This window comes from Corynebacterium pseudotuberculosis, from assembly GCF_002155265.1.
Taxonomy (GTDB): Bacteria; Actinomycetota; Actinomycetes; order Mycobacteriales; family Mycobacteriaceae; genus Corynebacterium; species Corynebacterium pseudotuberculosis.
Window position 1 is genome coordinate 2,069,015 of record NZ_CP021251.1, and the last position, 25,522, is coordinate 2,094,536.

The window sequence follows — 25,522 nt, forward strand, 5'->3', positions numbered from 1 at the left end:
TTTTATGCACAACGCTCTTATCCAGATGAATAACAAATGAGGACAACTTTGATGAATAGCGACGTGATTGGGCACGGAACCGGCGAAGCCGCCTTCACTGCCATTGAACAGCTCAGCTATGAGCAAGCCCGCAACGAGCTAGCGGAGATTGTTCGTATCCTGGAACTCGGCCAAATGAGCCTAGACGAGTCCCTCAAGTATTGGGAACGCGGCGAAGCCCTTGCCAAACGCTGCGAGGAGCATTTGGCTGGAGCAGCGCACCGCGTGGAACAAGCATTAGAGATGGAAACAGAAAAAACTGTTGCAGCACAGGACGCCGCTGCAGAACAGGAGGATACCGCCCAATAGCCTCTCCATCAGGGAAAAAGACTTCTGGGGGCGTCGTAAAGCTTCTTCAATCCTATTGCGTAGAAATCGGCTCTGCTTTTATAACCCGAGAAATTAACTCATCAAATTGTTCCTTGGGTGCAGCGCCGCTGACTAGGATGCGGGAATCGCCTAGGTCGGCGACCCAAAGCATGCGCACGCCCTCCTCTTCGGAGGTATATTCCGCAACGTTAATCCCTTCTACAACGTGAGAGCCAGTTTTCTCCCGAACGTTCGAATCAAATGCGGCAACGGCGTCTTTCTCGCTCAGGCCAGTCTGCTCCAATTGGATAAAAGACGCGCCATTTATCACCCAGCCGACGACCGGCGCGGGGGTTCCCCCTAGGTCATCCCGGCGCGCTGAATTAGCCACCCACCCGGGGATCTCACCTGGGTAACGCACTGGAAAGCCCATACTGCGAGCTTCAAGATGCAGATACGTTTGTGCATCAACGGCATGGACAGGGCCATTTTCCGGCGTTCCTTTATTAAAGCTGCACATTCCGGTAAAACCAATGCTGAGAGCAGCAACAAGAAGGATCACGCCAAGAGACAAAACAATATCTCTGCCGTTCTGATAGATACGAGGTTTCTCCACAGCCACGCACAACAGTATGGCATGACTAAGCCACGATCGTATGAAGAAGTCCTTTCCTGGTCGCTTCTTTCCCTACCTATTTTCTTGAATAGCTCCCCCTACATCCGTAGTGCAATGCCCGCCTCACTGGTTTAATTTTGCATAAGGGATCACATTTCCATACTTTCGGGTGTGCTGGTCAACCACCTCAAGGCAAGAGGGTGCAAGAATGTATGGGTATCAAGAATCCCCCGTTAGGAACATCCCAGCGGAAGGGCTCGTTAAATTTCTGCAGAATATACAGGCGCCACAGGAGGCTCCCCCATGACCAACCTTCATCCAGAAATTCCAGACCGTAACCTAGCTCTTGAACTCGTGCGTGTCACCGAGGCCGCCGCTTTAGCTTCAGGGCGATGGGTCGGTCGTGGAATGAAGAACGAAGGTGACGGCGCGGCCGTCGATGCAATGCGCAAACTCATTAATTCGGTCCAGATGCGCGGCGTTGTTGTTATCGGAGAGGGGGAAAAGGACGAAGCTCCGATGCTGTTCAACGGTGAAAACGTGGGAACCGGCGAGGGCGCTGAGGTGGATATCGCCGTAGATCCTATCGACGGCACAACGCTTATGGCGGAGGGCCGCCCCAATGCGATCTCCGTGCTCGCTGCCGCAGAACGTGGTTCCATGTACGACCCGTCTGCAGTCTTCTACATGAAGAAAATCGCCGTAGGCCCCGAAGCCGCTGGCTCTATCGACATCGAGGCACCAGTTGCTCACAACATCAACGCCGTAGCAAAAGCAAAGAATATCGCACCCGACCAGGTTACTGTCGTGGTTCTTGACCGTCCTCGCCACTCGGACCTTATTAAGGACATCCGCGAGGCAGGCGCAAAGGTTCGGCTCATTCGTGATGGCGACGTTGCCGGCGCTGTAGCAGCAGCTCAAGAGACCAACTCCGTGGACATCATGATGGGTACAGGCGGCACCCCTGAAGGCATTATTACTGCATGTGCAATGAAGTGTATGGGCGGAGAGATTCAAGGCGTGCTCGCTCCTCGTGACGATGCAGAGGCTGACCGAGCACGTAGTGCGGGCCACGACCTCAATCAGGTCCTACTCACCAATGACTTAGTCAGCTCCGATAACTGTTTCTTTGTGGCAACCGGTGTGACCAATGGAGATATGCTCCGCGGCGTAAGCTACCGAGCAAATGGTGCTACCACACGTTCCCTTGTGATGCGCTCTAAGTCTGGAACAATCCGCTACATCGAGTCTTCTCATAAACTGCAAAAATTACAGGAATACTCGATCGTCGATTATTCCAAGGTGACTAAGTAAGTCTCCCTGCTCTTACGGTGGTCTAGCCAACAGCACGGCTAGGCCACCGTGGCTTTTACCCCCACGCTGCGGTATTCCAACGTTGAAGTGCGTCACATTACCCGCGAGCATCATATCCTAGCCACATACAGCAGATTTTTTCGGCATACTTGTACTCGTGTGAGTACATCGTCCTCCCGTTTTCTGTTCCGCATATCGGGTCTCTACGCCAGGACGGTGTCCACGACCAAGAGAAAATTCGTATCTACAAAGGTGGATCATTCATGACTGAGCAGCAGTACCGCATTGAGCACGACACCATGGGTGAAGTAAAGGTTCCGATTGATGCCCTATGGCGAGCACAGACTCAGCGCGCTGTGGAGAACTTCCCTATCTCAGGTCGTGGACTGGAATCTGCACAGATCCGCGCAATGGGGTTGCTCAAAGCAGCTTGTGCACAGGTAAACAAGGATCGTGGCCTACTCGATACGGCACAGGCAGACGCTATTATCGCCGCAGCTAAAGAGGTTGCAGAGGGCAAACACGACGCACAGTTCCCCCTTGACGTGTTCCAAACGGGTTCCGGCACTTCTTCCAATATGAACGCCAACGAGGTCATCGCCTCCATTGCGCATGCAGCTGGCGTTGAGGTACACCCCAATGACCATGTCAACATGGGCCAGTCTTCCAACGACACCTTCCCCACTGCTACCCACGTTGCAGCAACCGAGGCCGCAGTTACAGACTTAATCCCCGGCCTAAAAGTTCTTCAGGAGTCTTTGGAGAAAAAAGCCAAGGAATGGGAAAACGTTGTTAAGTCCGGTCGTACCCACCTTATGGATGCCGTCCCCGTAACTTTGGGGCAGGAGTTTGCCGGCTATGCGCGCCAGATCGAGGCTGGAATCGAGCGAGTCGAGGCTACGCTTCCCCGACTAGGAGAGCTACCTATCGGAGGAACTGCCGTTGGCACAGGCCTTAATACCCCCGCCGACTTCGGCGAGAAGGTTACTGCCGAGCTAGTCAGCCTAACCGGCGTTAATGAGCTACGTCCTTGCGTAAATCATTTTGAGGCTCAGGCGGCTCGAGATGGGCTGGTGGAGTTTTCCGGCGCAATGCGCACTATCGCGGTATCTCTAACCAAGATTGCCAACGACATTCGCTGGATGGGCTCCGGCCCCCTCACAGGCCTCGGCGAGATCCACTTGCCTGATCTGCAACCCGGGTCTTCCATCATGCCAGGCAAGGTCAACCCAGTTCTGTGTGAAACCGCCACTCAGGTGGCCGCTCAGGTTATAGGCAACGACGCCGCTGTTGCATTTGGCGGCGCCCAGGGAGCATTCGAACTCAACGTTTTCATCCCTATGATGGCACGCAACGTACTTGAGTCTTCTCGCCTTCTAGCTAACACGGCACGCATCTTTGCCACCCGCCTAGTGGATGGCATTCAGCCAAATGAAGAACGCATGAAGACTCTTGCAGAGTCCTCACCTTCGATCGTGACCCCACTCAACTCTGCCATCGGCTATGAGAATGCAGCCAAGGTAGCCAAGACAGCCCTCAAGGAGGGCAAGACCATCCGCCAGACAGTCATTGATCTTGGATTTGTGGATGGTGAAAACCTCACGGAAGAAGAGATGGACAAGCGTCTCGACGTCCTAGCGATGTGCAACACGGATCGCGATAAGTAAAACGCAGACCCACTTCAAAGCCAGGAAAGTACTCACCGTACTTTCCTGGCTTTTGTCTTTCCAATGCTGTTTACGCCTTACCTACCACCACAATTTTACACAGAGTAAATTATTGCACTAAGTTTACTTTTATGGTGAATTTCTCCGATCTACCGCTGCGCGAACGGAAACGACGGCAAACATATGCGTCAATCGAGGATCACGCCACCCAGCTCGTCCTTGACCGAGGGCTAGACATCGTCACGGTAGAGGACATCTGCACCGCAGTTGGCATCTCTAGACGCACTTTCTTCAACTATGTTGACTCAAAAGACATCGCAGTATTTGGCAATACTCCACGGTCTCCTCAACCAGAAGAAATCTCTGAGTTCCTAGGTAAAAGGCATGACAACCCAACCTATGCATTAATGTCGCTAGCCCTTAATAATGCGTTTTCCGGAGAAAACACAGACGCAGTACTTCGAGCTGAACTCCTTCGCCGTAGAAAAATAATCAGCCAAAAGAATCCAGAGCATGTCAACTGGTCAAAGCAAAAAATCACCAATTTTCAAAGAGCGCTCTCTGCAATCGTCGTAGAGTATTTCACCTGTTATCCCGACCTGCGTGTTCTAGACATGCCGGCACATATTGAGGCAGAGGCCATGGTCCGGATAGTTATCTCCGCCATTCTTATGGGATATCGCCAATGGGCCTCCGATAACGCTGGAAGCTACGACGACCTAGTCCATGCTTGTTTTAATGCCCTGGATATTCTTGTCACTTTTGCAAAGAAAAGCTCATGACTCTTTCCACTAAAAACCGCGAACGCAAGCCACAGCACGATCGCCCCATCGGGTGGATCATTGGGGCACTCATGTTAAGCATGCTCATGAGTTCGCTTGGCCAAATGATTTTTTCCACCGCCCTACCAACAATCGTTGGCAGCCTTGGTGGAGTAAACCATATGTCTTGGGTAATTACAGCCTTTCTCCTTGGGCAGACTATTGCCATGCCGCTTTTTGGGAAAATGGGCGACCTTATTAATAAAAAATCGCTCTTCCTCTTTGCTAACGCACTCTTCATGGCAGGTTCTCTCCTAGGCGGATTAGCTAATTCCATGTCTGTCCTCATCACAGCTCGGGCAATTCAGGGTGTAGCTGGAGGTGCGTCAATGGTGCTATCTCAAGCAATTACTGCAGAAGTTACTTCCGCGCGAGAACGCGGAAAATACATGGGTCTCATGGGGATGGTCTTTGGAGTTTCCTCCGTCTTAGGCCCAGTTATCGGAGGTTGGATTACAGACGGCCCCGGTTGGCGCTGGGGCTTATGGTTTAACCTCCCTATCGGAGCAGTATCCATTGTGGCGATTGCTTTATTACTCAGGCTTCCCAGCGCAAAAAGGGATTTCCGTCTTGATTGGTGGGGAGCTCTCGCCATGGCGTTAGCCACTACGTCATTGGTTCTTTCTGTCACATGGGGAGGGCACGACTATGCGTGGAGCGATCCAGTGATCATTGGCTTACTCCTATGCACGCTGGTATTCACCGTGCTTTTTGTTTTCATAGAACTACGCGTTCCAGATCCGATTATCCCTCTTACGCTTTTTAAAAATCGGAACTTTGTCCTCACCACGGGGGCTGGTTTATCTGTTGGAATTATCATGTTTGGTTCTATGGCGTATTTGCCCACATATCTTCAGATGGTTCACCACATGACGCCGACAAAAGCCGGGCTCATCATGATTTCTATGATGGGCGGCCTTATTGCAGCATCAATCGCTGTGGGAAATCTAGTGGCAAAGACTGGGCGGTATAAGATTTTCCCTCTCATCGGGCAGGTCATTACTTCTATAGCGCTTGTTCTTTTATGCTCTCTGTCCTTCGACGATTCCCTAGTGCGAGTGTGCTGCTATCTTTTTGCATTTGGTGTTGGGATAGGAAGCACCGTACAGATTTTGGTACTTATCGTGCAGAACTCTTTCCCGCTATCCTCAGTAGGAACGGCCACCGGCACCAACAACTTTTTCCGACAAGTAGGAGGAGCGGTAGGCGCAGCGTTCATTGGATCTATATTCCTAAGCAATCTCAGTCACCAGATGTCAACATATCTTCCTCCCAGCATCGAACAAGCGATGCGACTAGGAGAGGATCCTGCCCAATTCCACATTTTAGAAAGCAGCGGCAGACTCACCCCGGCAGTAGTTGCTTCTCTACCCGACCTTATTAAAAATGCTATCGCCGTATCCTACAACGATGCCTTAACCCCCGTCTTTTTACTCATTGCACCGATCTCGCTGGTAGCGGTGGTACTTCTTTCCTTGATCAAGGAACAGAAGCTAGCCGAGACAATCGAAACAATAAAGCCTAAAACCTAACCGCTTTTGGATTCATACCCCATAGAAAAAGACTGCATCTTGTTGTAGATGCAGTCTTTTTAAACTCTCAATTGAGGTCTAGTGCAGCGGCAGTGTGATCGTCTATTTCCGGCTTAGGAAGGAGCTTTTCCCAAATATCAGTGTCGCGCCATTGCCCTGCCATTTCGCCATACGTCATCTTTGCCAGGTGCCCTAAGGTTCCTACCTTTTCAAATCCTCGGGATTCATGTAACCGAGCGGAACCCTCATTTTCTGGGAAAATCCACGAGTGGATGGACCACATTCCCAGGCCTTGGCACACGTCGATAAGCTTATCCAGGAGGGCTCCGGCAACCCCTCGTCCCCGAGCATCAGGGTGAATGTAGATCGAATCTTCCACGACTCCTCGGAATACTGAGCGTGAAGAGATAGGAGCTGCGGATACCCAACCTAGGATTTTCGAGTCGTTTTCCGTATCTACGGCAACAAAAAGCGTCTCGGGGATCTTAGTCCCCGAAAACTTTTCCCAACTGGGTGCCTCAATTTCATAGGAGGCATGTCCAGTGTTCAACCCGAGAAGATAGATTTGTTGAACCTGCCCAAAGTCCGTCCGACGCAATGGCCGGATATAGAAATCCTTTGTGTGCATGTATTCAATTCTGTCTAATCGGGGCCAGGTTAGCCACTCGGGATATAAATTCCCCTAAAACCCTCAGCTTGAACGCTTTATTTCTTCCGTATTTCTGCTGAGTATTCCCCATTCCCATCTCTGGTCCATAAAATCGTGCCTTTTTCAAAAGTTTGAGTCCAGCCCCGGGAGATGGCTTCTTCGTCGTCAAGCGGTGCCCCGAGATCGGAATCTACGCCACCCTGTGCAATCCATGTTTCTGCGATTTTTCCTACCACAGGTTCTACATCCCCGTTTTTGTACACAAGGTATTGTCCGCCCTCGAATGAGGCCATATATGTGCCCCCGCCAACATGTTCGACGTCCTTGAGAGCCCCAAAGTTCCGGGCTTTACCTATTTCTTCTGCCAACTCTGAGGGAATCTGTATAGCTGTTCCGTTAGGCAGGAAGAACTGGGTCAACGCACTATCATCGTCATCGTCACCGCGGGGAAGATCTGAACGCGCGGGTGATGCGGAGGCACCGGCTGTGCTTTCTACAGAGTTCCCCGATTCTGAGGGCGCATCAGCTGAAACGGTACCGTGCGGTTGCGCGTTAACTGGCAGCGGAGAACTTGAAGCTGGTCCCGCATTATCAGCCTTCTCCGTTACGGATGAACATGCAGATAGTCCTGTTGCAAGGACCAGGCCAGCTGCTAAGACATGCGTCCCTTTCCCTGCTAGAAGACCGTCTTTAAACATAAAATCACCCTCTGTGTGTTAGGCCGTAATACATATATGTCGCGTCGCCGATTGTGGATGCGAATTAACCTTTTTAGCAACCAACCCCATCAATCGTTAACAGATCGAGACCCAACGGTTACATGTTTGTGGTGCCTTATCGACGCCCACGTGGCTTCGTTTTCCTCCCCACTCTCGGTCGCTGTACCTTTGCTTTTTTATCCGCTTCTCTGCGCTGCTGCTTGGCCAGGCTCTTCTCTCGAGCACTGAGCTTCTTTTCGCCTGATTGGCGGGAGGAATTGAGCTTTCGGCCTTTAGCAATCCCCACAAAATCTTGAATGTCTTCTGCATCGCGGTCCTTTTTCCATGCTAAGGCTATGGAAGTCTGACCCACATGAGTAGGAGGGATGAAGTCGCGATGCTCTATGAGCTTCCCGCTCATTGCCTTAATAAGCGGACGGGGTGCGATTGCGTAGCCCACGTTCGCAGCCACAATCTGCAAAGCAGGCCGCAGCTCATCAATGTCTATTTCCAAAGCATCACTGATGCGATAATTACAAACCTCACCTTCCAGATCGGCGTCGGAAAGCTCATCCAGGAGTGTCAAGGTATGTTCCTTGGGCAGGGCTATCCCCATGCTTTCTTGATATAACCGCACCACGTGCAGATCTGCATTGCCGTCAATGCGGGAATCCGGCAGCCTTATTAAGGCTACATCCACGGTATCTTCGAGCAGCTGTGTCACAGGATCAGACGAGGCTGCGCTATGAATTCCACCGTGTTGGGTGCGATCGTCAAATCGGCGCAGCCACTTGTCCGGCTCGGTACCAATGACAAAACTTAAGCTGATCATGGAAAACAATGCTACCGTTGAACACGTGAATGAAGAATCTGTACGCAAGCCGTCTGGCACAGCCATGAAGCCTCAGACCGCAGCGAAGAAGCTGGGCATCTATTTGCCCGCCACTCCAGAGGAGTTCCAAGCTAACGCTCTCACCCATGAAGAGTTTGTAGCGCTGCAGAATAATCCTCCTGAGTGGCTACAAGAATTACGCCGCACGGGACCGCATCCGCGCCCAGTTGTCGCGCAAAAACTCGGCGTCACCATCACTGCGCTTAAACGCAACGACATGGATAAGGCTTTGACCACCGCCGATATCAAGGAACTATTAGCAAACCAGCCCGATTGGTTACGTACCGCACGCACCACCCTGGCCAACTCACGCAACGAGTCCAACGATAACCAGGACTAGTTCCAGCACCCTACTGCCGGCTGAAAAGGTAAAGTTATCTCCTTTTCAGCCGTTTTATTTTTCCAAATTCAGCCAGCTGACCTACGCCAAACAGCAATAAAAGTGTGATATGTCACCAAAATATCTTTCTTCCGACAAATTCACTTGATGAATTTTTGCACTCTATGCAGTTTCGGGCGTATTCTCACATTCCGTGGCAAAAATTAATAGGAATGCCTGCGGGAACCGCGCCGTACCAATGGAATCCCACAGAAAAGTAAAAAAGATACGCACCCATCAAGCTATCGAGGATAGTGCAACGCGTCTTGTACTAGAACGTGGATTTTCCAATGTCACGGTTGAGGAAATATGCGAACCCGTCGGGGTGTCCAAACGAACGTTTTTTAACTACTTCGCAACAAAAGACGATGCTGTCCTAGGAGCTGGTCCGCGAAAACCTACAGCACAAGAAAAAGCGTCTTTCCTCTCCACAGCGCCTGAGGATCTTCCCACTGCAGTCCTTGATTTGCTGGTCAAACTCATCTTTGATCCCACTCGCGATGAATATTTTTCTGCTTCTATACAAAAACGTCGCAAAGAGATCTGGGAGAAAGATCCCGTGCTCATGCAACAGCACTTTGCTCGGTTTCATCAGATAAATTCTGAGTTGGAAAAACTTATTACCAAGTATCTTCGAGCCCACCCGGCTGCCAGAAAAACAAAGCTCGAAGAAAAACGAGAAGCCGCAGTGCTTTGCGGTATCGCATTCATCACTATCAAGCTTGGTTTTCAGTCTTTTAATAACGACTACCCCTCGCCTCAGCAGCTTCGCGAGTCCAGTAAAGAAATGTTCTCCGCATTCCAGGACATTTTCCGAACCACCTCTTAATCCCCCTCGTTTTGCGTCTTACCAGCCCCGTATCAAGACGCCTTTCTAACCCCCTCTAGGACTTTCCCATGAACACCATTGACGCCGATTCGGCAGACATCAGCAATCAGAAAAACCAAAAACCTTCGCTACGACGCCCCAAAGCAAAGCGGGAATCAAGCATGACTCCCGAGGAACAAAAACGCGCTTGGTGGGTGCTTTCTGCGCTCATGGTATCCATGCTGCTTTCCAGCCTGGATCAAATGATCTTCTCCACGGCCCTCCCTACCATCGTCGGTGAGCTTGGCGGCGTAGACCACATGATGTGGGTTATCACCGCATACATGGTCGGAGAAACAGTCATGCTGCCAATCTATGGCAAACTTGGCGACCTCATCGGACGTAAGGGGCTCTTCATCGGAGCACTCATCGTCTTCCTCATCGGGTCCGTCTTTGGCGGCATGGCCCACACTATGACCATGCTCATTGCCGGACGCGCAATCCAGGGGATCGGCGCCGGTGGACTCATGATCCTCTCCCAAGCGATCATCGCCGACATTATTCCCGCCCGCGAACGCGGACGCTATATGGGATGGATGGGAGGAATCTTTGGGCTATCCGCTGTCCTCGGCCCCCTCCTAGGCGGCTGGTTTACGGAAGGCATCGGCTGGCGGTGGGCTTTTTGGATGAATCTCCCCCTTGGAGCAATCGCAGTTGCCATTGCGATCTATTTCCTCCGCATCCCTACCCTTGAAAAGAAGCCTTTTACATGGGATTATCTTGGAACCGTCTTTATGATCATCGCCACGGTTTCTCTAATACTTGTGACTACCTGGGGTGGCTCTCAATATGAGTGGTCCGATCCGCTAATCATCGGACTCATTATCACCACGATATTTTCTGCAGGATTACTAGTTTTAGTTGAGCTCAAGGCCACTGATCCTCTTATTCCGCTCTCTTTCTTTACCAATCGTAACTTTGCGCTCACCACGGCCGCTGGATTGGTCTTGGGAATCACCATGTTTGGTGTCCTAGGTTATTTACCTACGTATATGCAGATGGTATCGGGCATATCTGCCACCGAAGCCGGCTACATGATGATCCCCATGATGGTCGGCATGATGGGACTTTCTATTTGGTCGGGCACACGCATCGCAAAAACTGGTAAGTACCGTCACTTCCCCATCATCGGGATGCTAGTTACCCTCGGTGCACTCGCGTTATTCCACACGCTCCACACCAGCATCCCCCTCTGGCAGATCGGACTTTACCTCTTTACTCTCGGGGTTGGCTTGGGATTGTCCATGCAAGTCCTGGTGCTCATCGTGCAAAACACACTCCCAATGGAAGTTGTTGGCTCCGCAACCGCCGTGAACAATTTCTTCCGTCAAATCGGAGCGTCTTTGGGTGCCGCCCTTGTCGGTGGGATTTTTGTAGGAAACCTTTCCTCGCTCATGGCTGAACGACTCCCGGGTGCTATCCAGCAGCTGCCACCTGAGCAACAGCAAGCTCTAGCGGGACAAGGCGGGCTTGATTCTAATGAAATCACTCCTGCGCTTGTACACCAGCTACCTGGGCCCGTGCACGATGCTTTTGTCTCTTCCTACAACGATGCTCTTACTCCAGTATTTGTGATTCTCATGCCGCTTGTAGCCTTGGCACTCGTCCTGGTATCGCTAATCAAACATGAGAAGCTTCGCGACGCCACCATCTCGCAGCAGCCTTCCACGACAGAGTTCGGAAGCGAACTGAAAGAATCTACGACGGCTACGTCAGAGAGCAAAGGTTAAAACCTCAATGCTCAAACCCCCGACACCAGCGCCAAAAATCGTGCGGTGTCGGGGGCTTCTTTAGCTCACTTTGTGCAGATTAGAGGAGCTTCCAGTCCTCTAGTCCCTCATAAAGTGGGTACTGCTCAGCTAGTTTGGTCACTCGTGCCCATAGCTCAGGGACATTGGCGTTTGTGCCTTGAGCGAGCGCCGTACCAATGATATCCGCGACTTCACTAAAGCCGGCGGTGTCAAAGCCACGAGTTGCCAGCGCAGGAGTTCCGATACGCAAACCAGAGGTAACCATCGGCGGACGAGGATCAAAAGGAACGGCATTGCGGTTCACCGTAATGCCTACCTCGTGTAGAAGATCCTCTGCTTGCTGTCCATCCATCTGGGAGTTACGCAGGTCCACCAAAACCAAGTGAACGTCAGTACCACCGGTAAGAACGTCCACGCCGGCGGCTTTGCAATCGGCAGAAACTAGGCGCTCAGCGATGAGTTTTGCGCCCTCAAGGGTGCGCTCTTGACGGTTCTTAAATTCCTCAGTAGCAGCGATCTTCATGGCCACAGCCTTGGCCGCAATAGCATGCATGAGAGGGCCACCCTGCTGGCCTGGGAAAACCGCAGAGTTGAGCTTCTTCGCATACTCCTGCTTAGCCAGGATCATGCCCGAGCGCGGACCACCTAGAGTCTTATGCACTGTCGTAGAAACAACATCTGCATGGGGAACCGGACTTGGGTGCAGCCCAGCAGCAACAAGACCAGCAAAGTGAGCCATATCTACCCACAGCTTGGCACCGACCTCATCTGCGATCGAACGGAATGCCTCAAAGTCCTGCTGACGTGGATATGCGGACCAACCAGCGATCAATACCTGTGGTTTCTCTGCCAGCGCTTGCTCCCGCACCTTATCCATATCAACACGGAATGTCTCTGGATCGACCTCATATGCGGCGACCTGGTAGAGCTTGCCGGAGAAGTTAAGGTGCATGCCGTGGGTCAGGTGCCCACCATGTGCCAGCGACAGCCCCATAATTTTGTCGCCTGGGTTAGCCAACGCCATAAGCACAGCAGCATTTGCTTGTGCCCCTGCGTGTGGCTGGACATTTGCAAATTCCGCACCAAAGACCTCTTTTGCACGGTTACGTGCCAGATCTTCTACGATATCCGCGTTTTCACAACCGCCGTAATAGCGGCGGCCTGGGTAGCCTTCTGCGTATTTGTTAGTAAATACGGAGCCTTGTGCCTGCAAAACCGCACGCGGCACAAAATTCTCAGAAGCGATCATCTCAAGGGTGGATCGCTGGCGATCGAGCTCGCCTGCAATAGCACCTGCAACTTCGGGATCCAATTCGCTCAGCGACTGGTTGCGGATGTCGTCTGTCATTGCTGGACCACTTCACCTTTCTCATTATGTAGCCGACCAACAGCTCATAGTGTGGTCGGTAGGGGCACTACGCGAGTAATTCTAACTAATCACTAGGCTCACAACAGATTTTGGCTGGAAAAGCAGCCGCAGCCTTGGCTTTACTTCTCTTTCACAGTCATGGATTACGTTATGTGCAACTGAACACACTTTGAAATTCCGCCCCACCAATTTCGGGGAGGCGAGCACTGCCATGCACAATAGACGTCATGGCTCGCCCGAAAGATTCCAGCCCATACCTTGACTTCGACCGCGACTCTTGGCGGCATCTCCGTATGTCTATGCCCCAGGTTCTCACCGAGGAAGAGGTTATCGAGCTACGAGGAATCGGTGAAAACATTGATCTGGAAGAAGTAGCGGAAGTTTATCTGCCTCTGAGTCGCCTCATCCATCTGCAGGTTCAAGCGCGCCAAGAGTTAACTGCTGCAACTGAGATCTTCCTAGGAGAAGAGGCCGCCCACGTTCCATTCATTATCGGAGTCGCAGGTTCTGTTGCTGTGGGAAAATCCACCACTGCGCGTCTGCTCCAAGTACTCCTGCAGCGGTGGGAAGAGCATCCGAGGGTCGATCTGGTCACCACAGATGGTTTTCTTTATCCCACAGATGAACTGAAAAAACGTGGGATTTTGGGTAGGAAAGGTTACCCGGAAAGTTACGATCAACGTGCACTACTGCGCTTTGTCACCGACGTAAAATCCGGAAAACACCACGTCACAGCACCTTTATATTCCCATACGCTGTACAATAGAGTGGAAAATCAGGTAGCCACAATCTGCCAGCCAGATATTTTAATTTTGGAGGGACTCAACGTACTCCAAACTGGCCCAACACTATCGGTCAGCGATTTTTTCGACTTTAGCGTGTACGTAGATGCCGCTATCGAAGACATCGAAAGATGGTACATCGACCGTTTCCTTCACCTGCGGCAGTCAGCATTTCGTGCCCCAAATGCACATTTCTCTCATTACGCAGACATGTCCGACACCGCAGCGGTTAATGAGGCCCGTATGATCTGGCAGACCATCAATCTTCCTAATCTGGTTGAGCACATTCTTCCTACGCGAGTGCGGGCTTCCCTAGTGCTTGGAAAAGACTCCAACCATAAAGTGCGTCGCGTAAGGATGCGTAAAATTTAGGAAGCCGCGCTATGCGCCCACTGTATGACAGGTTTTAGCTTATCGACGTCCACATGATCCACGGTTTTGTTATACCCGACGATAATGCTCTTATCGTTGGCATTCTTCAGCGGCTTAGCCTTCAGAAACGCTACGAGTGACGTCATTGCCGCCCTGTGCGCAGGGTTTAGCTGCGAATAATCCAGCCTCCCCGGAAGATAAAAACGCGCGCAGTCTTCAGGGGCAGAACTCCGCATTTGATCGCGTTTCTGGGCGACGTCGAGAAGCGTCATTCCTACGGCTACAAGCGCGATCGGGTGAGTTTCATGGTATCGCTGCGCGACTTTAATACCGGCGATACTCGGGCCATGGACTGGGCTGAGGATTACCACGGGGAGTCCGTCGCTAGGAATGGGGACGTCAAGCGCCTCGATGCTGAGGGCTCCTACTGCTTGAGCTAATGCCTCAGCATAGTATTTGGTTGAGCCATACACGGAGTGGAACCTGATATGGATCATTTGCCAAACCTGCGACTACGCTTGGAGTATTCCCTAAGCGCGCGAAGAAAATCAACGCGCCGGAAGGCCGGCCAGTATGTGTCTGTAAACCAAATCTCCGAATAGGCTGCTTGCCACAGGAGGAAACCAGACAGCCGCTGTTCTCCGGAGGTACGAATGACCAGATCCGGATCGGGCTGCCCCGAGGTGTATAGATGCTTAGAAATAGACTCCACGGTGACTTTATCTGCTATTTTTTCCGGCTCTGTACCAGACTCGACTTCGCCCGAAATAAGCTCGCGCACCGCGTCTACGATTTCCTGGCGTCCGCCATAGCCCACCGCAACGTTCACTGCCACACCAGTATTATGAGCAGTCTTCTCCTGCGCATAGTTCATGCGCTCGGCAACCTCCGGCGGAAGTAAATCTAAATGCCCTACTAGGCGTAGCCTACAGTTAGTTTCTGGAGCTGCAAGCTCATCCACCACGTCGCCGATGATGTCAAAGAGCATATCGAGCTCATCGCTTGCCCTGCCCAAATTCTCTGTGGAAAGCAGATAGACCGTCACCAGTTCCACGTCGGTGTCCTTACACCACCGGACCATTTCTCCAACTTTTTTAGCACCTACGCGGTGTCCATGAGTAACGTCGGCAAAACCGGCCTCGCGCGCCCACCTACGGTTACCGTCACACATGATGGCAACATGTGAAGGCTGCTTAGCACCTGCGATCTCTCTTAGTAAGCGCTTCTCATAAAATGGGTAGAGCACCACCTGTAGCGCCGCCTTGAGTGGCGATGTAAGGATCTCTTTCATGTTGTTGCTCCGCCTTCTTAAGCAAGGGCGCCATCTAACGCAGTAGCGCACCGCCGACAGTGTGCCAGCTTAGAACCAGTACTTCTTCCCACGGTCAAGAACTCCAGCATCAGCCATAGCTTTATCCAGCGCATCGGCATCAAAAAGATCGATCCCGTGCGCTTCTGCAAATAATCTGCGCCGATGAAGACGCGTATATCGACGCCGAAACGCCCAGCCGATGTAAAGCACAGCAATGAGCAATGCAATCAAAACAAACCATCCAATTGGAGAGGCTTTTCCAAATTCAGAACCCACCGGACCAGTGATGGTTTGAGCGAGGTAGGTGATCGCACCGGATGGATCAACCGTATTCATCTAAGAGGTCTCCTCATAGTCACTGTCACATCACCCCACCAATTGCATCCGATGAGGATCTCCTGCATTACTTCAACATACGCGTTCCCACACTCCTGCAATGCTGCGTTACAGGGGAACTGATAAATTCTAGCGCGGACTCACTTCCATAGAAAACGCACTTTTATTGGACAAGATCCTGTGAGCCCACGACTATCCAAGACGTTTCTGCATGTCCTACTCACATCGTCTAAAAGCACAGGCCACATCTAAAGCTTAAGCTAATAGCCTCACCTAACCGTACCGCTTTGCTTGACTGTGAGTTAACCCATAATCCGTTTAAACACGCTCAATCTTTTTATATGACGCGTCGATTCCAGCGAAAAGATCATCCTCTGGGATAGCAGTGGTCACTCGTGTCCTTGCCAACTCAAATTCCTCCGTAGGCCATAAACGCCGCTGATCTGCCACCGGAGTGCCAAAGAAAGCCCCTGCGGGGTCGATCTGCGTAGCATGCGCGCGCAGGGCCGCATCGCGATGCTCAAAATAATCGTCGCATCGAATTTGAGTGGTTACTCGCGCCATAATGTCCGCCCGATGAACCTGCCATCGCTCGAGCATATCCACATACGGACTTTCTTTCCCCTCCTGAATCAGCAAATTGTGAAACATCTGCATGCGTTGACGGATAAAGCCGTGCGTGTAATACAGCTTGAGCGGATTCCACGCCGCCCCAAGCTCCGGCTTATAGGAAGCTTGCCCTGAAAGATCCCATGCACGCATAGATACTTCATGGACTTTGAGATGATCTGGATGAGGATAACCGCCATTTTCATCATAAGTAATGATCACGTGCGGCTGGAATTCTCGAATCACCGCAACAACCTTATCTGTTGCTTCCTCGGTATCAGCAAGAGCAAAGCAGCCTGGCGGCAGTGCAGGCAGTGGGTCTCCCTCCGGCAAACCTGAGTCCACATAGCCCAACCAACGGTGTTGAGCGCCTAAGGCGCGAATCGACTCAGCCATCTCCTGTCTGCGCACCTGCGCCATATTTTCTAAGATTCCTGGCTTGTCCATAGCTGGATTGAGGATGTCTCCCCTCTCACCACCAGTGCAGGTTAAAACGAGTACGTCGCACCCCTCAGCGGCGTACTTTGCCATTGTCGCAGCACCTTTGCTGGCCTCATCATCAGGATGAGCATGTATGGCAAGGAGTCTTAGCCTACGCATCGGAGTGATCCTTTCCTAGCTAGTCTTTTAGCCTTCAATTATAAAGCTGCAGTTTAGTCGGAGTTGTAGGTACAAAAGAGGATTCATCGGATACTATGATCTGTGCACAGGAGGTGCTGAAAGAGCGCCACCCCTTCACTTCGCCCCTAGGAGTTCAAGACAAGAAGCGAGATGACGGGGACATGATCTCATCGAGGAGCATAAGAGATGAAACCGCACGAGTGGGCGTCGTCAAGCAGCAGCAATATCTCACGCACGCGTTACTCGGCCCCACAAAAAACATCTAACTTAAGTGGGAAGCTCCTCGCAGTTCTGATCCTTGTTATTGTCGCTGCAATCGCCGTGGCGCTGATTAAGTTTGTGCAGAAAGATCGCCAGACAAAGATTTCTGGGCAGATCGCCAATGTTATGCAGGTTGATGACAACAATTTTAAGCTCACTGTCGACGTCACTAGGGACAATACGTCTGTTGATCACTATTGCATTGTCACCGCTTTGGACTACGAGATGGCTGAGGTTGGGCGTCGCGAGTTCTTCTTGCCCAGCGGAGGCGATAAAACCCAGCGCATCGAAGTTCCCATCAAGACTTCCAAGGGCGCCGTATCCGGCAACCTCTATGGCTGTAGCGGCTCTATCCCTTTCTACCTGCACCGTAGCTAATCGCACCAAAGCCTATACATCGCTTCTTAATGCGCTCTCCTCGTCACAGCATCTGTGGTAGAATCCCTGCAAAAGCACGCTATCCGCGTGATTAGGCCCCGAAACGTAAGTGTTGCCGTGCCAAGCGCACGTAGATTCTTTTATTCGGGGCCATCATCATGGCAGCAGAAAATATCTCGATGCGCCTTGTGCCTCTTGAGTTTGTGCTGTCATTGATTTGCACTGCGGATTGCCTCGATTATCAACGCGTAGAGGGATACGGATTATGGCCGAAAACCAAAAGCAGTACATCACCCCGGAAACCAAGGCTAAGCTCGAAGAAGAGCTCAATGCACTTATTGCACACCGCCCCGAGGTCGCAGCTGAGATCAACGAGCGTCGCGAGGAAGGCGACCTGAAAGAAAACGCTGGCTACGACGCTGCGCGCGAAATGCAGGATCAAGAAGAAGCCCGCATCAAGCAGATCTCCGAGATCCTCGCCAACTCCACCACGGAGCGCGTAGGAATCGTGGAAGGTGTTGCTCATATTGGTTCCGTTGTTCACGTCTACTACAACGGCGATAAGAACGATAAGGAGACCTTCCTCATCGGTACTCGTGCGGCAGCCTCCGATAATAAGGATCTCGAGACCTTCTCCGAGCAGTCCCCCCTCGGAGCTGCGGTTATCGGCGCTAAGGAAGGCGAGACGCGCGAATATACTGCACCTAATGGCAAAACCATCACGGTGACCGTGGTTACTGCAGAGCCTTATGACTCCACCAAGGCCGCTACAATGCGCAAAAACTAATGCGCTGTATCGCCCGCTGCTTCTCTTCTCTCATTGCAGCGGGCTTTTGCCTTTCCGCATTAGCCTGCGCACCTGCGGGCCACATGGATTCGACGAAAAAAGTTGCTACTGCCACAAGTGCACGCGGCTTAGGACCAAGCGCAACCAGGTCCCCGCAAGTTCAGTCTTCCCATGCTCCCGCTAACTCGAGTTCTCGCGCGGCAGTGACCAGTGAGCCCTTCCTCTCCCCGGCTCCTCCTTTCCTAGCGCCTGGCAAGGTCCCCGCCTTCATCGACTGTGCCGGTTCTCCGCAAACTAAGCCCCGTGAAATTTCCTTATCGTGTACCGACAAAAACGATCGCGTCGTTGACATTAACTGGTCTTCTTGGACTGCTTCCGAGGCTATTGGCACTGGCATTAGGGAAAAGAAAACTGAACAAACTGCCCGCACACCGGTAACAGTGGTTCTCCGCAAACCGTTACAAAGCGGCGAAGCTATCGTCTTCGCCGATGTTTATATCGACGGCAAGATGATTCTGCTATAACGCACAAAGGTGGTTGCTTCCCTTAGGAAGCAACCACCTTCGGCTTTGTATCTCTTACTACCTCTGGTTGAAGTAGCTCAGGAGGCGAAGAATCTCCGTGTACAGCCAGACAAGCGTTACGGCCAAACCAAGTGCTACACCCCACGCGTTCTTAGAGGGAGCACCTTGGTGGATGAGACGATCAGCAATATCAAAATCCTGCAAAAAGCTCATTGCTGCTAAACCGATGCATACAAGCGAGAAGATAATGGCTATAGGACCGCCATTATAAAGTCCCAGGTTCACTCCAAAGAAGCCCAGCACCAAATTGCCTACTACAAGGACAAGAACACCGATAATGCAGGAGGTCAGAATCCGGTTGAACTTAGGAGTAACCTTCACTGCGCCTGTCTTGTATACGTAAAGCATTCCTAGAAAAACACCAACAGTGCCCAGAATTGCCTGACCAATCAAGGTTCCAGCGTTCTGCCCGCCGACAAGCCAACCAGACAAAACAAGTGAAATGCCGCCTACGAACAGCCCCTCGAATGCTGCATAAGCCAAGGTAATGGGAGCAGAACCAAACTTACGGCCGAAGGAAGAGATCAGGACAGTAATCAACCCACCAATAGCGCCAAGTCCCGTCAACATCAACGTGATTCCTGGGTTTACCTGTGCGATTCCAAAGTTAATGATCGCAAAGGCGATGATCACTCCGAGAGTGATTCCAGTCTTGGAAACCACATCGTCTACCGTCATAGGACGGTCGCTGACCTGTGCCTCGAGTTGGTTGTAACCATATCCCCCGTAGGGATTATCAATCTGCTGCTGGTAGCCCGCCTGGGTCTGTCGTTGGCGGGAACCCGTCAGAGAATTTAAGACCGGATTGCTACTGCGCATGGGGCGACACTATTCCTTTCGCACCGATTCATTTTCTGTGTACTACCTAGAAACGATACAGGTAACACTTTTGTTCCCGTAATCAAAAAAATGCCTTCCCTATATCTTTTCTAGGTATTTCCATACAGAAAACGATTAGGAGCTAGGGATTAAAAGTTTTTCTGCAGCGACCCTCTCACTTGCAGCAAGTGGACGCAATTCCGCCGCAGTTGCTGGATTTGAGCAATGCTTTAGCGCATCCATAAGGGTGAGTCCGTCATTTGCATGCGCCAACGGGATCGGAAGAGCTATAGAGCCTGCCGCGACATCAACTCGGGTATGCGTGCCGGAGGGAATAGTCACGGTTTCCCCCATGCCCACAAAACGACAATATCCAGGAGTAGTCACAGTGGCGGTTCCTTTATAGATCCACAATGCTAGGTCCTGCTCAGCTCGGGCAAAGGTTGTTGTCGCAGGAATATGTGGCGGCTCCCCTACGCTTCCCATCCCCGTTGCGCTACCGGTAAAAGCAGACGGGGTCAGCCCAGTATGTCTTCTAAACGCCCGCGTTAACGACGAGGTAGCGCTAAACCCAACCAGATTTGCTACCACTGAGATCGTAAAATCATGAGGGAGAAGAGTAGCTGCAACAGACACTCGATGAGCCGCGCGCCATTCACTAAAAGTAAAGCCAGTTCCTTGCAAGAATTGACGCTGCAGTGTCCGCGAGCTCACGTGGAAACGCTTAGCAAATGAAACAAGTGATGTTTGATCCGCAGGGTTAGCCACTAGCAATTGAGCAACCATTTTTGCAGCGCCAGTCTGCGGCGCCGGTGGTGGGCATGCACGTTCACTAAAAAGGCTTGCTATTTCTGGAGATAGGTTCTCCTCCCCCATTAAGCTTCGCGCAAATTCATAAACCATGCGATGGGACCAACGGGAACCTAGATGCAAACGCCTCGTGTTTCCCTGAAAATGAAAACCTGGAAAAGTGATCGGCAGTACTACTCCATGCCCAGAGACAAAAGCTCCTACCGGAGCCACCACTATATCCCCTGCCATCACTGCAACCACTCGATCCGGTGCGTTGACAGTCGCAGTGCCCTGATCGCACCAAAGTAATACCGTGCTACCGAACTTAGAAGTATGGGAAGTCACGCCAACCCTTTCTGCTGCATGTGACATAAATTGCAATGCTTTCTGCACGCCATCAACCACCGAGAAAGTAACACCGAACGCCATGCACAATGAGCCACTTCGCACGATGCGATACTTCCTCGCTATTTTCAATTTTTATATGTCCCCATAAAGAGGGCCTTATGCCACATAATACAACATAGGTTTCCCTAAGCATACTTCTATGGGTTGATAGAGAAATGTATTTCACACAAAAGTAAAACCACCGGATGCATCACAAAACCGGTGGCTAAAGTAAAAATAACTGTCTGTTCCCCTAGGCAATAAGTCGAGATCTCCTAGAGGGATTTTTATACGAAAGAGGCTTTAGGGAGGTAACGCCGCTATGTCGCTCACCACGATTTTCTAGGATGTACGTCCATGAGGAATCCGCATAAGGGTCGATCGCTCCCAGATGATATACAGCGCTATCAAAAGACTCTTTTTTCACCGTAACTGAAGATGAAAATCGCACGTTATCGTAAGTCATAGCTCTGCCTTTCAAGGATGTTAAGTACCGATACTTTTATGTAGAACCAAAGTTGATGGCTCTACTCCCTTTCAACGACTTCATGCTAGGACCGATCCCTTGCAAACCCCTCGGCCACAGCTGCCAATCCGCTGTGTATTTCCTTCCAATGAATTCCCCGCCGCTTGCGCGTTGTACCCCACCCATAAAAAAGAGCATCCCAGCAAATTAGGTCGCGGCTGGGATGCTCCTGCTGTGCCCCCACTGGGACTCGAACCCAGACTGTGTCGATTTTAAGTCGACTGCCTCTGCCAATTGGGCTATGGGGGCAACGCGCTTGCTTAGTTTAGACCGAAGGTGGCACGTACTCAAAACTTACCCCCTCACACCGGGGGCGCCTGCTCATATGACTCCGCCAATCCAGCGATAATGCCATCCAGAATATCTTTTTCAGAAATAACAATTCGATCCGCGTTTGTCTTGCGGCGAATCATATCTACGATGCCTTCCACCACTACAGCGCCGCCTGCGATCACATCCGCACGTCCAGGATGCATCACGGGGTGCGCTGCTCGTTGCGCAGACGTCTCAGCAATCAACTGAGCCGTTATCACCTGGAGTGCGTCCAAACGCAGGCGAGAGTCATGGATAGCCGCGGGATCATAATTCTCTAGCCCCAACGCCATTGCAGCAAGTGTGGTGAATGTTCCCGCACAGCATACAACCGTAGAAGTTCTTTCTATAGGGACGATTTTCTCTACCTGTGCGATACGTTCAGCCACATAATCGCGAGCTATTTCTATCTCCGTGGCCGTAGGAGGATCCGTCCGCATAATGCGCTCCGTAAGCCGCACACAACCCATGTGAGCAGAATGAGAGCCATAAACCTCGCCACTCAACTCTCCTACGATAAATTCGGTAGAGCCTCCCCCTAGATCAATCACACACAATGGCCCTGGCTCACCGCCTAGATCCGCGACTGCCCCGCGGAAAGACAAGGAGGCTTCTTCCTCCCCACTAATTACTTCAGCCTTCACCCCAGGAGCGATACGCCCCAGAAGACTTCCAGTCATAGCAAAGAATTCATCTTTATTTCGGGCATCACGAGTGGCAGAGGTAGCTACCATGCGCACGGCTTGTACACCATGTTCTTGCATGAGCTCTACGTATCGTTTAAGCGCCAACCGGGCGCGTTCTATTGAATCCGGAGCTAATTCGCCAGTGGCATCGACGCCTTGTCCTAGGCGCACGATTTCCATCAATCGACAGACCTCGGTGGTAACACCGTCATGCACCTCGCTGATCAACAGCCTGATTGAGTTTGTACCGCAATCAACGGCAGCAAACCTGGTCACTGAGCCCCTCCAGGAACATCTGCATGGCTGAAGTCAAAGTCCGAAAGGTCGATCCCCAATTCGGAACAGGTAGGCCATTCCTCTGGAATGGCGCTTCCGCGTAAGCCAGCATGCTCAGCGGCCATAGCTACAGCCTCAGTGCCTAGCCTAAAATGTTCTGGCCCCTCCGCCAATGCATAAGCAATAAGAACGTGCAGGCATTTCACCCGATCAGGCATGCCCCCACCGGAGAATTCTGTACCCAAATCTTCAATCGCATTTCTTTTAGCCAAGAAATGCTCATGCGCCTTGAGGTAATCAGCACGTAATTCCTCATCGTTTTCCAGGCGATCAGTCATCCACTTCATTACATGAGCAACCTCTAGACGGGAGGCTTCTGCGGTAAGGCGCGGCTCTGTCAAGTAGTAGAGAGTAGGAAACGGGGTACCGTCGTCAAGCTTAGGTGTAGTCATTACTACCCCAGGAACCCCATCGGGCGTGTGATAAGAAATCTCTATCACCCCACGCGGCATACGGCCCAATTGCTCGGCCACTACGGAAAGATCGGCTTGGGAAACACTCATAAAGTGTATTGTCTCACGCCAAACTTGAAACTCCGATTTTGGATCGCCTAAAGGCCATAAGGATTAGGGTGCAACGGGTGGTGGCGGAGCCTCCGTAGGAATGATCGGAAGATGCATTTTTGGCCCTTCTGATCCCCCGTTCTCTTCAGCGGAAGGCTCCGGGATGCTCACAGAGTCCCAGAGTTTTTCAAACCACGGACGGGAATCATCATGACGCGTGTTTTCCCCACCGCCTATGGGGTCCTTAGCTTCCAATTCCGGAGTCAAAACTCGATATGCGCGTTCCCCGCGAGCAATCACTCCAAGTCGTGTACGCGCTTGTTCCCTTATGTAAGCATCAGACTTGTATTTGTCTAGCTCTGAGAGCAGATCGTCTTTCTTCTGCTGTTTCTGCTCAATGGAAGATGTAAGGCGCGCAATGTCTGCCCTTTGCACCATGTAGGTGTGAAGAGGTCTAAAAATCATTACGACGAGGATCACTACCACTATCCCCACAATGACCAACCCCCTGGCGTGCAGACGAATACGCTTGCGTGGCAGCTTAAAACCGCGTGTTCGCTCAGGACGATTCACTACAGGAACCGCACGCTTTTTCTTGATCATCATAGGAGCAACAGTCTAGCGCTTCCTCAGTCTCTGTTGCTTATCGCCACACAAAAAACATCTTTAACAATAGAAGTCAACAAAAATAGAATAAGCGCCGCAGGTCTCCTATCCCTAGAAAACCTCACGGCGCTTATCCTAGGTATCAAATAATTTTAATACCGCGAACTAAGCCTAACCTAGAATTTACTAACCTATGTTTAATTCCGGAAACGCGGGAATGCAGAGCGACCCGCATATACAGCAGCGTCTCCTAGCTCCTGCTCAATTCGCAGCAGCTGATTATATTTTGCCACACGTTCGGAGCGAGCGGGTGCTCCGGTCTTAATTTGACCACATCCGAGGGCAACCGAAAGATCGGCAATCGTAGTATCTTCGGTTTCACCGGAGCGGTGAGACATCATTGTGCGGTAGCCATTGCGGTGAGCAAGATCGACGGCGTCGAAGGTCTCCGTCAAGGTGCCGATCTGGTTGACCTTTACCAAAAGCGCATTGGCAGCCTTCTTATCGATGCCTTCCTGCAGACGGACAGGGTTGGTTACAAAGAAATCATCGCCGACGATTTGGACCTTGTCTCCAATAGCTGCCGTGAGATTGGTGTACCCCTCCCAATCGTCCTCTTGCAGCGGATCCTCGATGGACACAATCGGATACTGCTCGATGAGGTCAGCGTAAACCTTTGCCATCTCTTCAGCGGTGTGCTCGCCACCCTCAAAGTGGTACTTGCCATCTTTGAAGAACTCAGAGGAAGCCACGTCCAATGCCAGGGCAATATCCGTACCTGGTTTCATGCCGGCTTTTTCGATTGCCTCAACGATAAGATCCAGAGCAGCCTTGGTGGACTCTACGGAAGGCGCGAAACCGCCTTCATCACCAAGTCCGGTAGATAGCCCCTTAGACTTGATCACAGATTTAAGCGAGTGATAAACCTCAGCACCCATGCGCAGCGCCTCGGAGAAGCTCTCCGCACCGATGGGAGCGATCATAAACTCCTGAACATCGACACCTGAGTCAGCATGCGCGCCACCGTTGACAATGTTCATCATCGGAACAGGAAGAAGGTGCGCATTTGGGCCACCGATATAGCGATAAAGCGGAAGGCCTGCAGACTCAGCAGCAGCTTTAGCCACTGCCATGGACACACCCAAGATGGCATTAGCGCCAAGACGCGACTTGTTCTCAGTTCCATCCAGGGCGATCATGGCTTGATCGATAAGGCGCTGATCGTCAGCCTCTGCGCCGGCAACAGCGTCAGCGATTTCCTCGTTGATATTGTTTACGGCATTGAGAACGCCTTTGCCTAAGTAACGGTCGCCGCCATCACGAAGCTCGTGCGCCTCATGGATTCCCGTGGAGGCACCCGAGGGGACACCAGCGATGCCATGAGCACCGTCATCAAGGAAAACCTCTGCCTCGACGGTGGGATTACCACGAGAATCGAGAATCTCACGTGCGAAAACGTGCATAATGTCAGCCACTGTTTAGCTCCTAATGCGTTGTGGATGCAAGGTGTTCTTGCTTTGCAAGTTAATCACGCGTTTTCAGCCCAGCACATCATAAGAATGATCCCTTTTTCTTAAAAAATGTTGACCAATCAAACATTCACTGTCCG

Annotated in this window: 27 protein-coding genes and 1 tRNA gene; 12 read left to right on the forward strand and 16 right to left on the reverse strand. The window is 51.6% G+C overall.

Features of this window, described 5'->3' with window-relative positions; genetic code table 11:
- The first annotated feature begins 51 nt into the window (after window positions 1-51).
- Window positions 52-348, forward strand: a complete 297-nt coding sequence (locus tag CpATCC19410_RS09505; protein WP_013241596.1) for an exodeoxyribonuclease VII small subunit — start codon at window positions 52-54, stop codon at window positions 346-348.
- Between the two features lie 52 nt (window positions 349-400).
- Here CpATCC19410_RS09505 and CpATCC19410_RS09510 read toward each other — a convergent pair whose 3' ends face one another.
- Window positions 401-970, reverse strand: coding sequence for a DUF4245 domain-containing protein (locus CpATCC19410_RS09510; RefSeq protein ID WP_013241595.1), 570 nt, complete (start codon window positions 968-970; stop codon window positions 401-403).
- A gap of 297 nt (window positions 971-1,267) precedes the next feature.
- Between CpATCC19410_RS09510 and glpX the strand changes: the two genes are divergently transcribed.
- From glpX to CpATCC19410_RS09530, 4 genes are all read left to right on the forward strand, one after another.
- Window positions 1,268-2,278 carry a class II fructose-bisphosphatase gene (gene glpX / locus CpATCC19410_RS09515; protein WP_013241594.1) on the forward strand — a complete coding sequence of 337 codons (1,011 nt, stop codon included), beginning with the start codon at window positions 1,268-1,270 and terminating at the stop codon, window positions 2,276-2,278.
- 263 nt (window positions 2,279-2,541) lie between these two features.
- A complete protein-coding gene (locus CpATCC19410_RS09520) occupies window positions 2,542-3,945 on the forward strand; it encodes a class II fumarate hydratase (RefSeq protein ID WP_013241593.1) in 1,404 nt (467 codons plus the stop codon).
- Between the two features lie 131 nt (window positions 3,946-4,076).
- Window positions 4,077-4,727 (forward strand): TetR/AcrR family transcriptional regulator, encoded by a 651-nt coding sequence (locus tag CpATCC19410_RS09525; RefSeq protein WP_013241592.1) that lies wholly within the window; start codon window positions 4,077-4,079, stop codon window positions 4,725-4,727.
- Window positions 4,724-6,298, forward strand: a complete 1,575-nt coding sequence (locus CpATCC19410_RS09530) for an MDR family MFS transporter (protein ID WP_013241591.1) — start codon at window positions 4,724-4,726, stop codon at window positions 6,296-6,298. The genes CpATCC19410_RS09525 and CpATCC19410_RS09530 overlap by 4 nt, the downstream gene beginning before the upstream one ends.
- Before the next feature lie 67 nt (window positions 6,299-6,365).
- Here the strand turns inward: CpATCC19410_RS09530 and CpATCC19410_RS09535 are convergent, their stop codons facing one another.
- The 3 genes from CpATCC19410_RS09535 to CpATCC19410_RS09545 all read right to left on the reverse strand — a co-directional run bounded on the left by CpATCC19410_RS09535 (window position 6,366) and on the right by CpATCC19410_RS09545 (window position 8,477).
- Window positions 6,366-6,926, reverse strand: coding sequence for a GNAT family N-acetyltransferase (locus CpATCC19410_RS09535; protein ID WP_013241590.1), 561 nt, complete (start codon window positions 6,924-6,926; stop codon window positions 6,366-6,368).
- Window positions 6,927-7,003: 77 nt separating this feature from the next.
- Window positions 7,004-7,645, reverse strand: a complete 642-nt coding sequence (locus CpATCC19410_RS09540) for an LGFP repeat-containing protein (protein WP_013241589.1) — start codon at window positions 7,643-7,645, stop codon at window positions 7,004-7,006.
- A gap of 136 nt (window positions 7,646-7,781) precedes the next feature.
- On the reverse strand, window positions 7,782-8,477 hold the full coding sequence (locus CpATCC19410_RS09545; protein ID WP_014300595.1) for a LysR family transcriptional regulator substrate-binding protein: 696 nt from the start codon (window positions 8,475-8,477) through the stop codon (window positions 7,782-7,784).
- Between CpATCC19410_RS09545 and CpATCC19410_RS09550 the strand changes: the two genes are divergently transcribed.
- The 3 genes from CpATCC19410_RS09550 (at window position 8,476) to CpATCC19410_RS09560 (ending at window position 11,514) form a co-directional block, all read left to right on the forward strand.
- Window positions 8,476-8,877: a DUF5997 family protein gene (locus CpATCC19410_RS09550; protein ID WP_014300594.1), complete on the forward strand. Its 402-nt coding sequence runs from the start codon at window positions 8,476-8,478 to the stop codon at window positions 8,875-8,877. The two genes, CpATCC19410_RS09545 and CpATCC19410_RS09550, sit on opposite strands and share 2 nt — an antisense overlap.
- Before the next feature lie 238 nt (window positions 8,878-9,115).
- Entirely contained in the window at window positions 9,116-9,745 is a 630-nt protein-coding gene (locus CpATCC19410_RS09555; protein WP_013241586.1) for a TetR family transcriptional regulator, read from the forward strand.
- A gap of 68 nt (window positions 9,746-9,813) precedes the next feature.
- Window positions 9,814-11,514: an MDR family MFS transporter gene (locus tag CpATCC19410_RS09560; RefSeq protein WP_014401087.1), complete on the forward strand. Its 1,701-nt coding sequence runs from the start codon at window positions 9,814-9,816 to the stop codon at window positions 11,512-11,514.
- Window positions 11,515-11,593: 79 nt separating this feature from the next.
- On the opposite strand, the gene glyA is transcribed toward CpATCC19410_RS09560, so the two are convergent.
- On the reverse strand, window positions 11,594-12,883 hold the full coding sequence (gene glyA / locus CpATCC19410_RS09565) for a serine hydroxymethyltransferase (RefSeq protein ID WP_013241584.1): 1,290 nt from the start codon (window positions 12,881-12,883) through the stop codon (window positions 11,594-11,596).
- A 248-nt stretch (window positions 12,884-13,131) separates the two neighbouring features.
- On the opposite strand from glyA, the gene coaA reads away from it, so the two are divergent.
- Complete coding sequence (coaA, locus tag CpATCC19410_RS09570; protein WP_014401086.1) at window positions 13,132-14,058, forward strand: type I pantothenate kinase; 927 nt, start codon at window positions 13,132-13,134, stop codon at window positions 14,056-14,058.
- Here coaA and CpATCC19410_RS09575 read toward each other — a convergent pair.
- From CpATCC19410_RS09575 to mca, 4 genes are all read right to left on the reverse strand, one after another.
- A complete protein-coding gene (locus tag CpATCC19410_RS09575) occupies window positions 14,055-14,555 on the reverse strand; it encodes a flavodoxin domain-containing protein (protein WP_013241582.1) in 501 nt (166 codons plus the stop codon). The genes coaA and CpATCC19410_RS09575 overlap by 4 nt on opposite strands.
- The gene (locus CpATCC19410_RS09580; protein WP_013241581.1) at window positions 14,552-15,349 is read right to left on the reverse strand and encodes an isoprenyl transferase; all 798 of its coding nucleotides are present in this window, start codon (window positions 15,347-15,349) and stop codon (window positions 14,552-14,554) included. Before CpATCC19410_RS09580 ends, CpATCC19410_RS09575 begins: the two co-directional genes overlap by 4 nt.
- A 69-nt stretch (window positions 15,350-15,418) precedes the next feature.
- Complete coding sequence (locus tag CpATCC19410_RS09585) at window positions 15,419-15,706, reverse strand: hypothetical protein (protein WP_013241580.1); 288 nt, start codon at window positions 15,704-15,706, stop codon at window positions 15,419-15,421.
- A gap of 318 nt (window positions 15,707-16,024) precedes the next feature.
- On the reverse strand, window positions 16,025-16,915 hold the full coding sequence (gene mca, locus CpATCC19410_RS09590; protein WP_013241579.1) for a mycothiol conjugate amidase Mca: 891 nt from the start codon (window positions 16,913-16,915) through the stop codon (window positions 16,025-16,027).
- 207 nt (window positions 16,916-17,122) lie between these two features.
- Between mca and CpATCC19410_RS09595 the strand changes: the two genes are divergently transcribed.
- The 3 genes from CpATCC19410_RS09595 to CpATCC19410_RS09605 all read left to right on the forward strand — a co-directional run bounded on the left by CpATCC19410_RS09595 (window position 17,123) and on the right by CpATCC19410_RS09605 (window position 18,886).
- On the forward strand, window positions 17,123-17,575 hold the full coding sequence (locus tag CpATCC19410_RS09595) for a DUF4307 domain-containing protein (protein WP_013241578.1): 453 nt from the start codon (window positions 17,123-17,125) through the stop codon (window positions 17,573-17,575).
- Window positions 17,576-17,840: 265 nt separating this feature from the next.
- Window positions 17,841-18,362, forward strand: a complete 522-nt coding sequence (gene greA, locus CpATCC19410_RS09600) for a transcription elongation factor GreA (protein WP_013241577.1) — start codon at window positions 17,841-17,843, stop codon at window positions 18,360-18,362.
- Window positions 18,362-18,886: a hypothetical protein gene (locus CpATCC19410_RS09605; RefSeq protein WP_014300590.1), complete on the forward strand. Its 525-nt coding sequence runs from the start codon at window positions 18,362-18,364 to the stop codon at window positions 18,884-18,886. The genes greA and CpATCC19410_RS09605 overlap by 1 nt, the downstream gene beginning before the upstream one ends.
- A 57-nt stretch (window positions 18,887-18,943) precedes the next feature.
- Here CpATCC19410_RS09605 and CpATCC19410_RS09610 read toward each other — a convergent pair whose 3' ends face one another.
- The 7 genes from CpATCC19410_RS09610 to eno all read right to left on the reverse strand — a co-directional run bounded on the left by CpATCC19410_RS09610 (window position 18,944) and on the right by eno (window position 25,388).
- Complete coding sequence (locus CpATCC19410_RS09610; RefSeq protein ID WP_013241575.1) at window positions 18,944-19,765, reverse strand: Bax inhibitor-1/YccA family protein; 822 nt, start codon at window positions 19,763-19,765, stop codon at window positions 18,944-18,946.
- A gap of 135 nt (window positions 19,766-19,900) precedes the next feature.
- On the reverse strand, window positions 19,901-20,929 hold the full coding sequence (locus CpATCC19410_RS09615; protein WP_014523182.1) for an AraC family transcriptional regulator: 1,029 nt from the start codon (window positions 20,927-20,929) through the stop codon (window positions 19,901-19,903).
- A gap of 716 nt (window positions 20,930-21,645) precedes the next feature.
- Window positions 21,646-21,719 (reverse strand) — tRNA-Leu (locus CpATCC19410_RS09625).
- A gap of 53 nt (window positions 21,720-21,772) precedes the next feature.
- Window positions 21,773-22,744, reverse strand: coding sequence for a Ppx/GppA phosphatase family protein (locus CpATCC19410_RS09630; RefSeq protein WP_013241573.1), 972 nt, complete (start codon window positions 22,742-22,744; stop codon window positions 21,773-21,775).
- Window positions 22,741-23,307 carry a DUF501 domain-containing protein gene (locus CpATCC19410_RS09635; protein ID WP_013241572.1) on the reverse strand — a complete coding sequence of 189 codons (567 nt, stop codon included), beginning with the start codon at window positions 23,305-23,307 and terminating at the stop codon, window positions 22,741-22,743. Before CpATCC19410_RS09635 ends, CpATCC19410_RS09630 begins: the two co-directional genes overlap by 4 nt.
- A gap of 63 nt (window positions 23,308-23,370) precedes the next feature.
- Window positions 23,371-23,913: a septum formation initiator family protein gene (locus CpATCC19410_RS09640; RefSeq protein WP_013241571.1), complete on the reverse strand. Its 543-nt coding sequence runs from the start codon at window positions 23,911-23,913 to the stop codon at window positions 23,371-23,373.
- Window positions 23,914-24,110: 197 nt separating this feature from the next.
- Window positions 24,111-25,388 (reverse strand): phosphopyruvate hydratase, encoded by a 1,278-nt coding sequence (eno, locus tag CpATCC19410_RS09645; protein ID WP_013241570.1) that lies wholly within the window; start codon window positions 25,386-25,388, stop codon window positions 24,111-24,113.
- Window positions 25,389-25,522 lie beyond the last annotated feature (134 nt).

Bases quoted from the DNA above. Each gene is read 5' to 3' on its own strand.
- CpATCC19410_RS09505 (WP_013241596.1), top strand. From the start codon at position 52: ATGAATAGCGACGTGATTGGGCACGGAACCGGCGAAGCCGCCTTCACT.
- glpX (WP_013241594.1), top strand. From the start codon at position 1,268: ATGACCAACCTTCATCCAGAAATTCCAGACCGTAACCTAGCTCTTGAA.
- CpATCC19410_RS09520 (WP_013241593.1), top strand. From the start codon at position 2,542: ATGACTGAGCAGCAGTACCGCATTGAGCACGACACCATGGGTGAAGTA.
- CpATCC19410_RS09525 (WP_013241592.1), top strand. From the start codon at position 4,077: ATGGTGAATTTCTCCGATCTACCGCTGCGCGAACGGAAACGACGGCAA.
- CpATCC19410_RS09530 (WP_013241591.1), top strand. From the start codon at position 4,724: ATGACTCTTTCCACTAAAAACCGCGAACGCAAGCCACAGCACGATCGC.
- CpATCC19410_RS09535 (WP_013241590.1), bottom strand. From the start codon at position 6,926: ATGCACACAAAGGATTTCTATATCCGGCCATTGCGTCGGACGGACTTT.
- CpATCC19410_RS09540 (WP_013241589.1), bottom strand. From the start codon at position 7,645: ATGTTTAAAGACGGTCTTCTAGCAGGGAAAGGGACGCATGTCTTAGCA.
- CpATCC19410_RS09550 (WP_014300594.1), top strand. From the start codon at position 8,476: ATGGAAAACAATGCTACCGTTGAACACGTGAATGAAGAATCTGTACGC.
- CpATCC19410_RS09545 (WP_014300595.1), bottom strand. From the start codon at position 8,477: ATGATCAGCTTAAGTTTTGTCATTGGTACCGAGCCGGACAAGTGGCTG.
- CpATCC19410_RS09555 (WP_013241586.1), top strand. From the start codon at position 9,116: ATGGAATCCCACAGAAAAGTAAAAAAGATACGCACCCATCAAGCTATC.
- CpATCC19410_RS09560 (WP_014401087.1), top strand. From the start codon at position 9,814: ATGAACACCATTGACGCCGATTCGGCAGACATCAGCAATCAGAAAAAC.
- glyA (WP_013241584.1), bottom strand. From the start codon at position 12,883: ATGACAGACGACATCCGCAACCAGTCGCTGAGCGAATTGGATCCCGAA.
- coaA (WP_014401086.1), top strand. From the start codon at position 13,132: ATGGCTCGCCCGAAAGATTCCAGCCCATACCTTGACTTCGACCGCGAC.
- CpATCC19410_RS09575 (WP_013241582.1), bottom strand. From the start codon at position 14,555: ATGATCCATATCAGGTTCCACTCCGTGTATGGCTCAACCAAATACTAT.
- CpATCC19410_RS09580 (WP_013241581.1), bottom strand. From the start codon at position 15,349: ATGAAAGAGATCCTTACATCGCCACTCAAGGCGGCGCTACAGGTGGTG.
- CpATCC19410_RS09585 (WP_013241580.1), bottom strand. From the start codon at position 15,706: ATGAATACGGTTGATCCATCCGGTGCGATCACCTACCTCGCTCAAACC.
- mca (WP_013241579.1), bottom strand. From the start codon at position 16,915: ATGCGTAGGCTAAGACTCCTTGCCATACATGCTCATCCTGATGATGAG.
- CpATCC19410_RS09595 (WP_013241578.1), top strand. From the start codon at position 17,123: ATGAAACCGCACGAGTGGGCGTCGTCAAGCAGCAGCAATATCTCACGC.
- greA (WP_013241577.1), top strand. From the start codon at position 17,841: ATGGCCGAAAACCAAAAGCAGTACATCACCCCGGAAACCAAGGCTAAG.
- CpATCC19410_RS09605 (WP_014300590.1), top strand. From the start codon at position 18,362: ATGCGCTGTATCGCCCGCTGCTTCTCTTCTCTCATTGCAGCGGGCTTT.
- CpATCC19410_RS09610 (WP_013241575.1), bottom strand. From the start codon at position 19,765: ATGCGCAGTAGCAATCCGGTCTTAAATTCTCTGACGGGTTCCCGCCAA.
- CpATCC19410_RS09615 (WP_014523182.1), bottom strand. From the start codon at position 20,929: ATGTCACATGCAGCAGAAAGGGTTGGCGTGACTTCCCATACTTCTAAG.
- CpATCC19410_RS09635 (WP_013241572.1), bottom strand. From the start codon at position 23,307: ATGAGTGTTTCCCAAGCCGATCTTTCCGTAGTGGCCGAGCAATTGGGC.
- CpATCC19410_RS09640 (WP_013241571.1), bottom strand. From the start codon at position 23,913: ATGATGATCAAGAAAAAGCGTGCGGTTCCTGTAGTGAATCGTCCTGAG.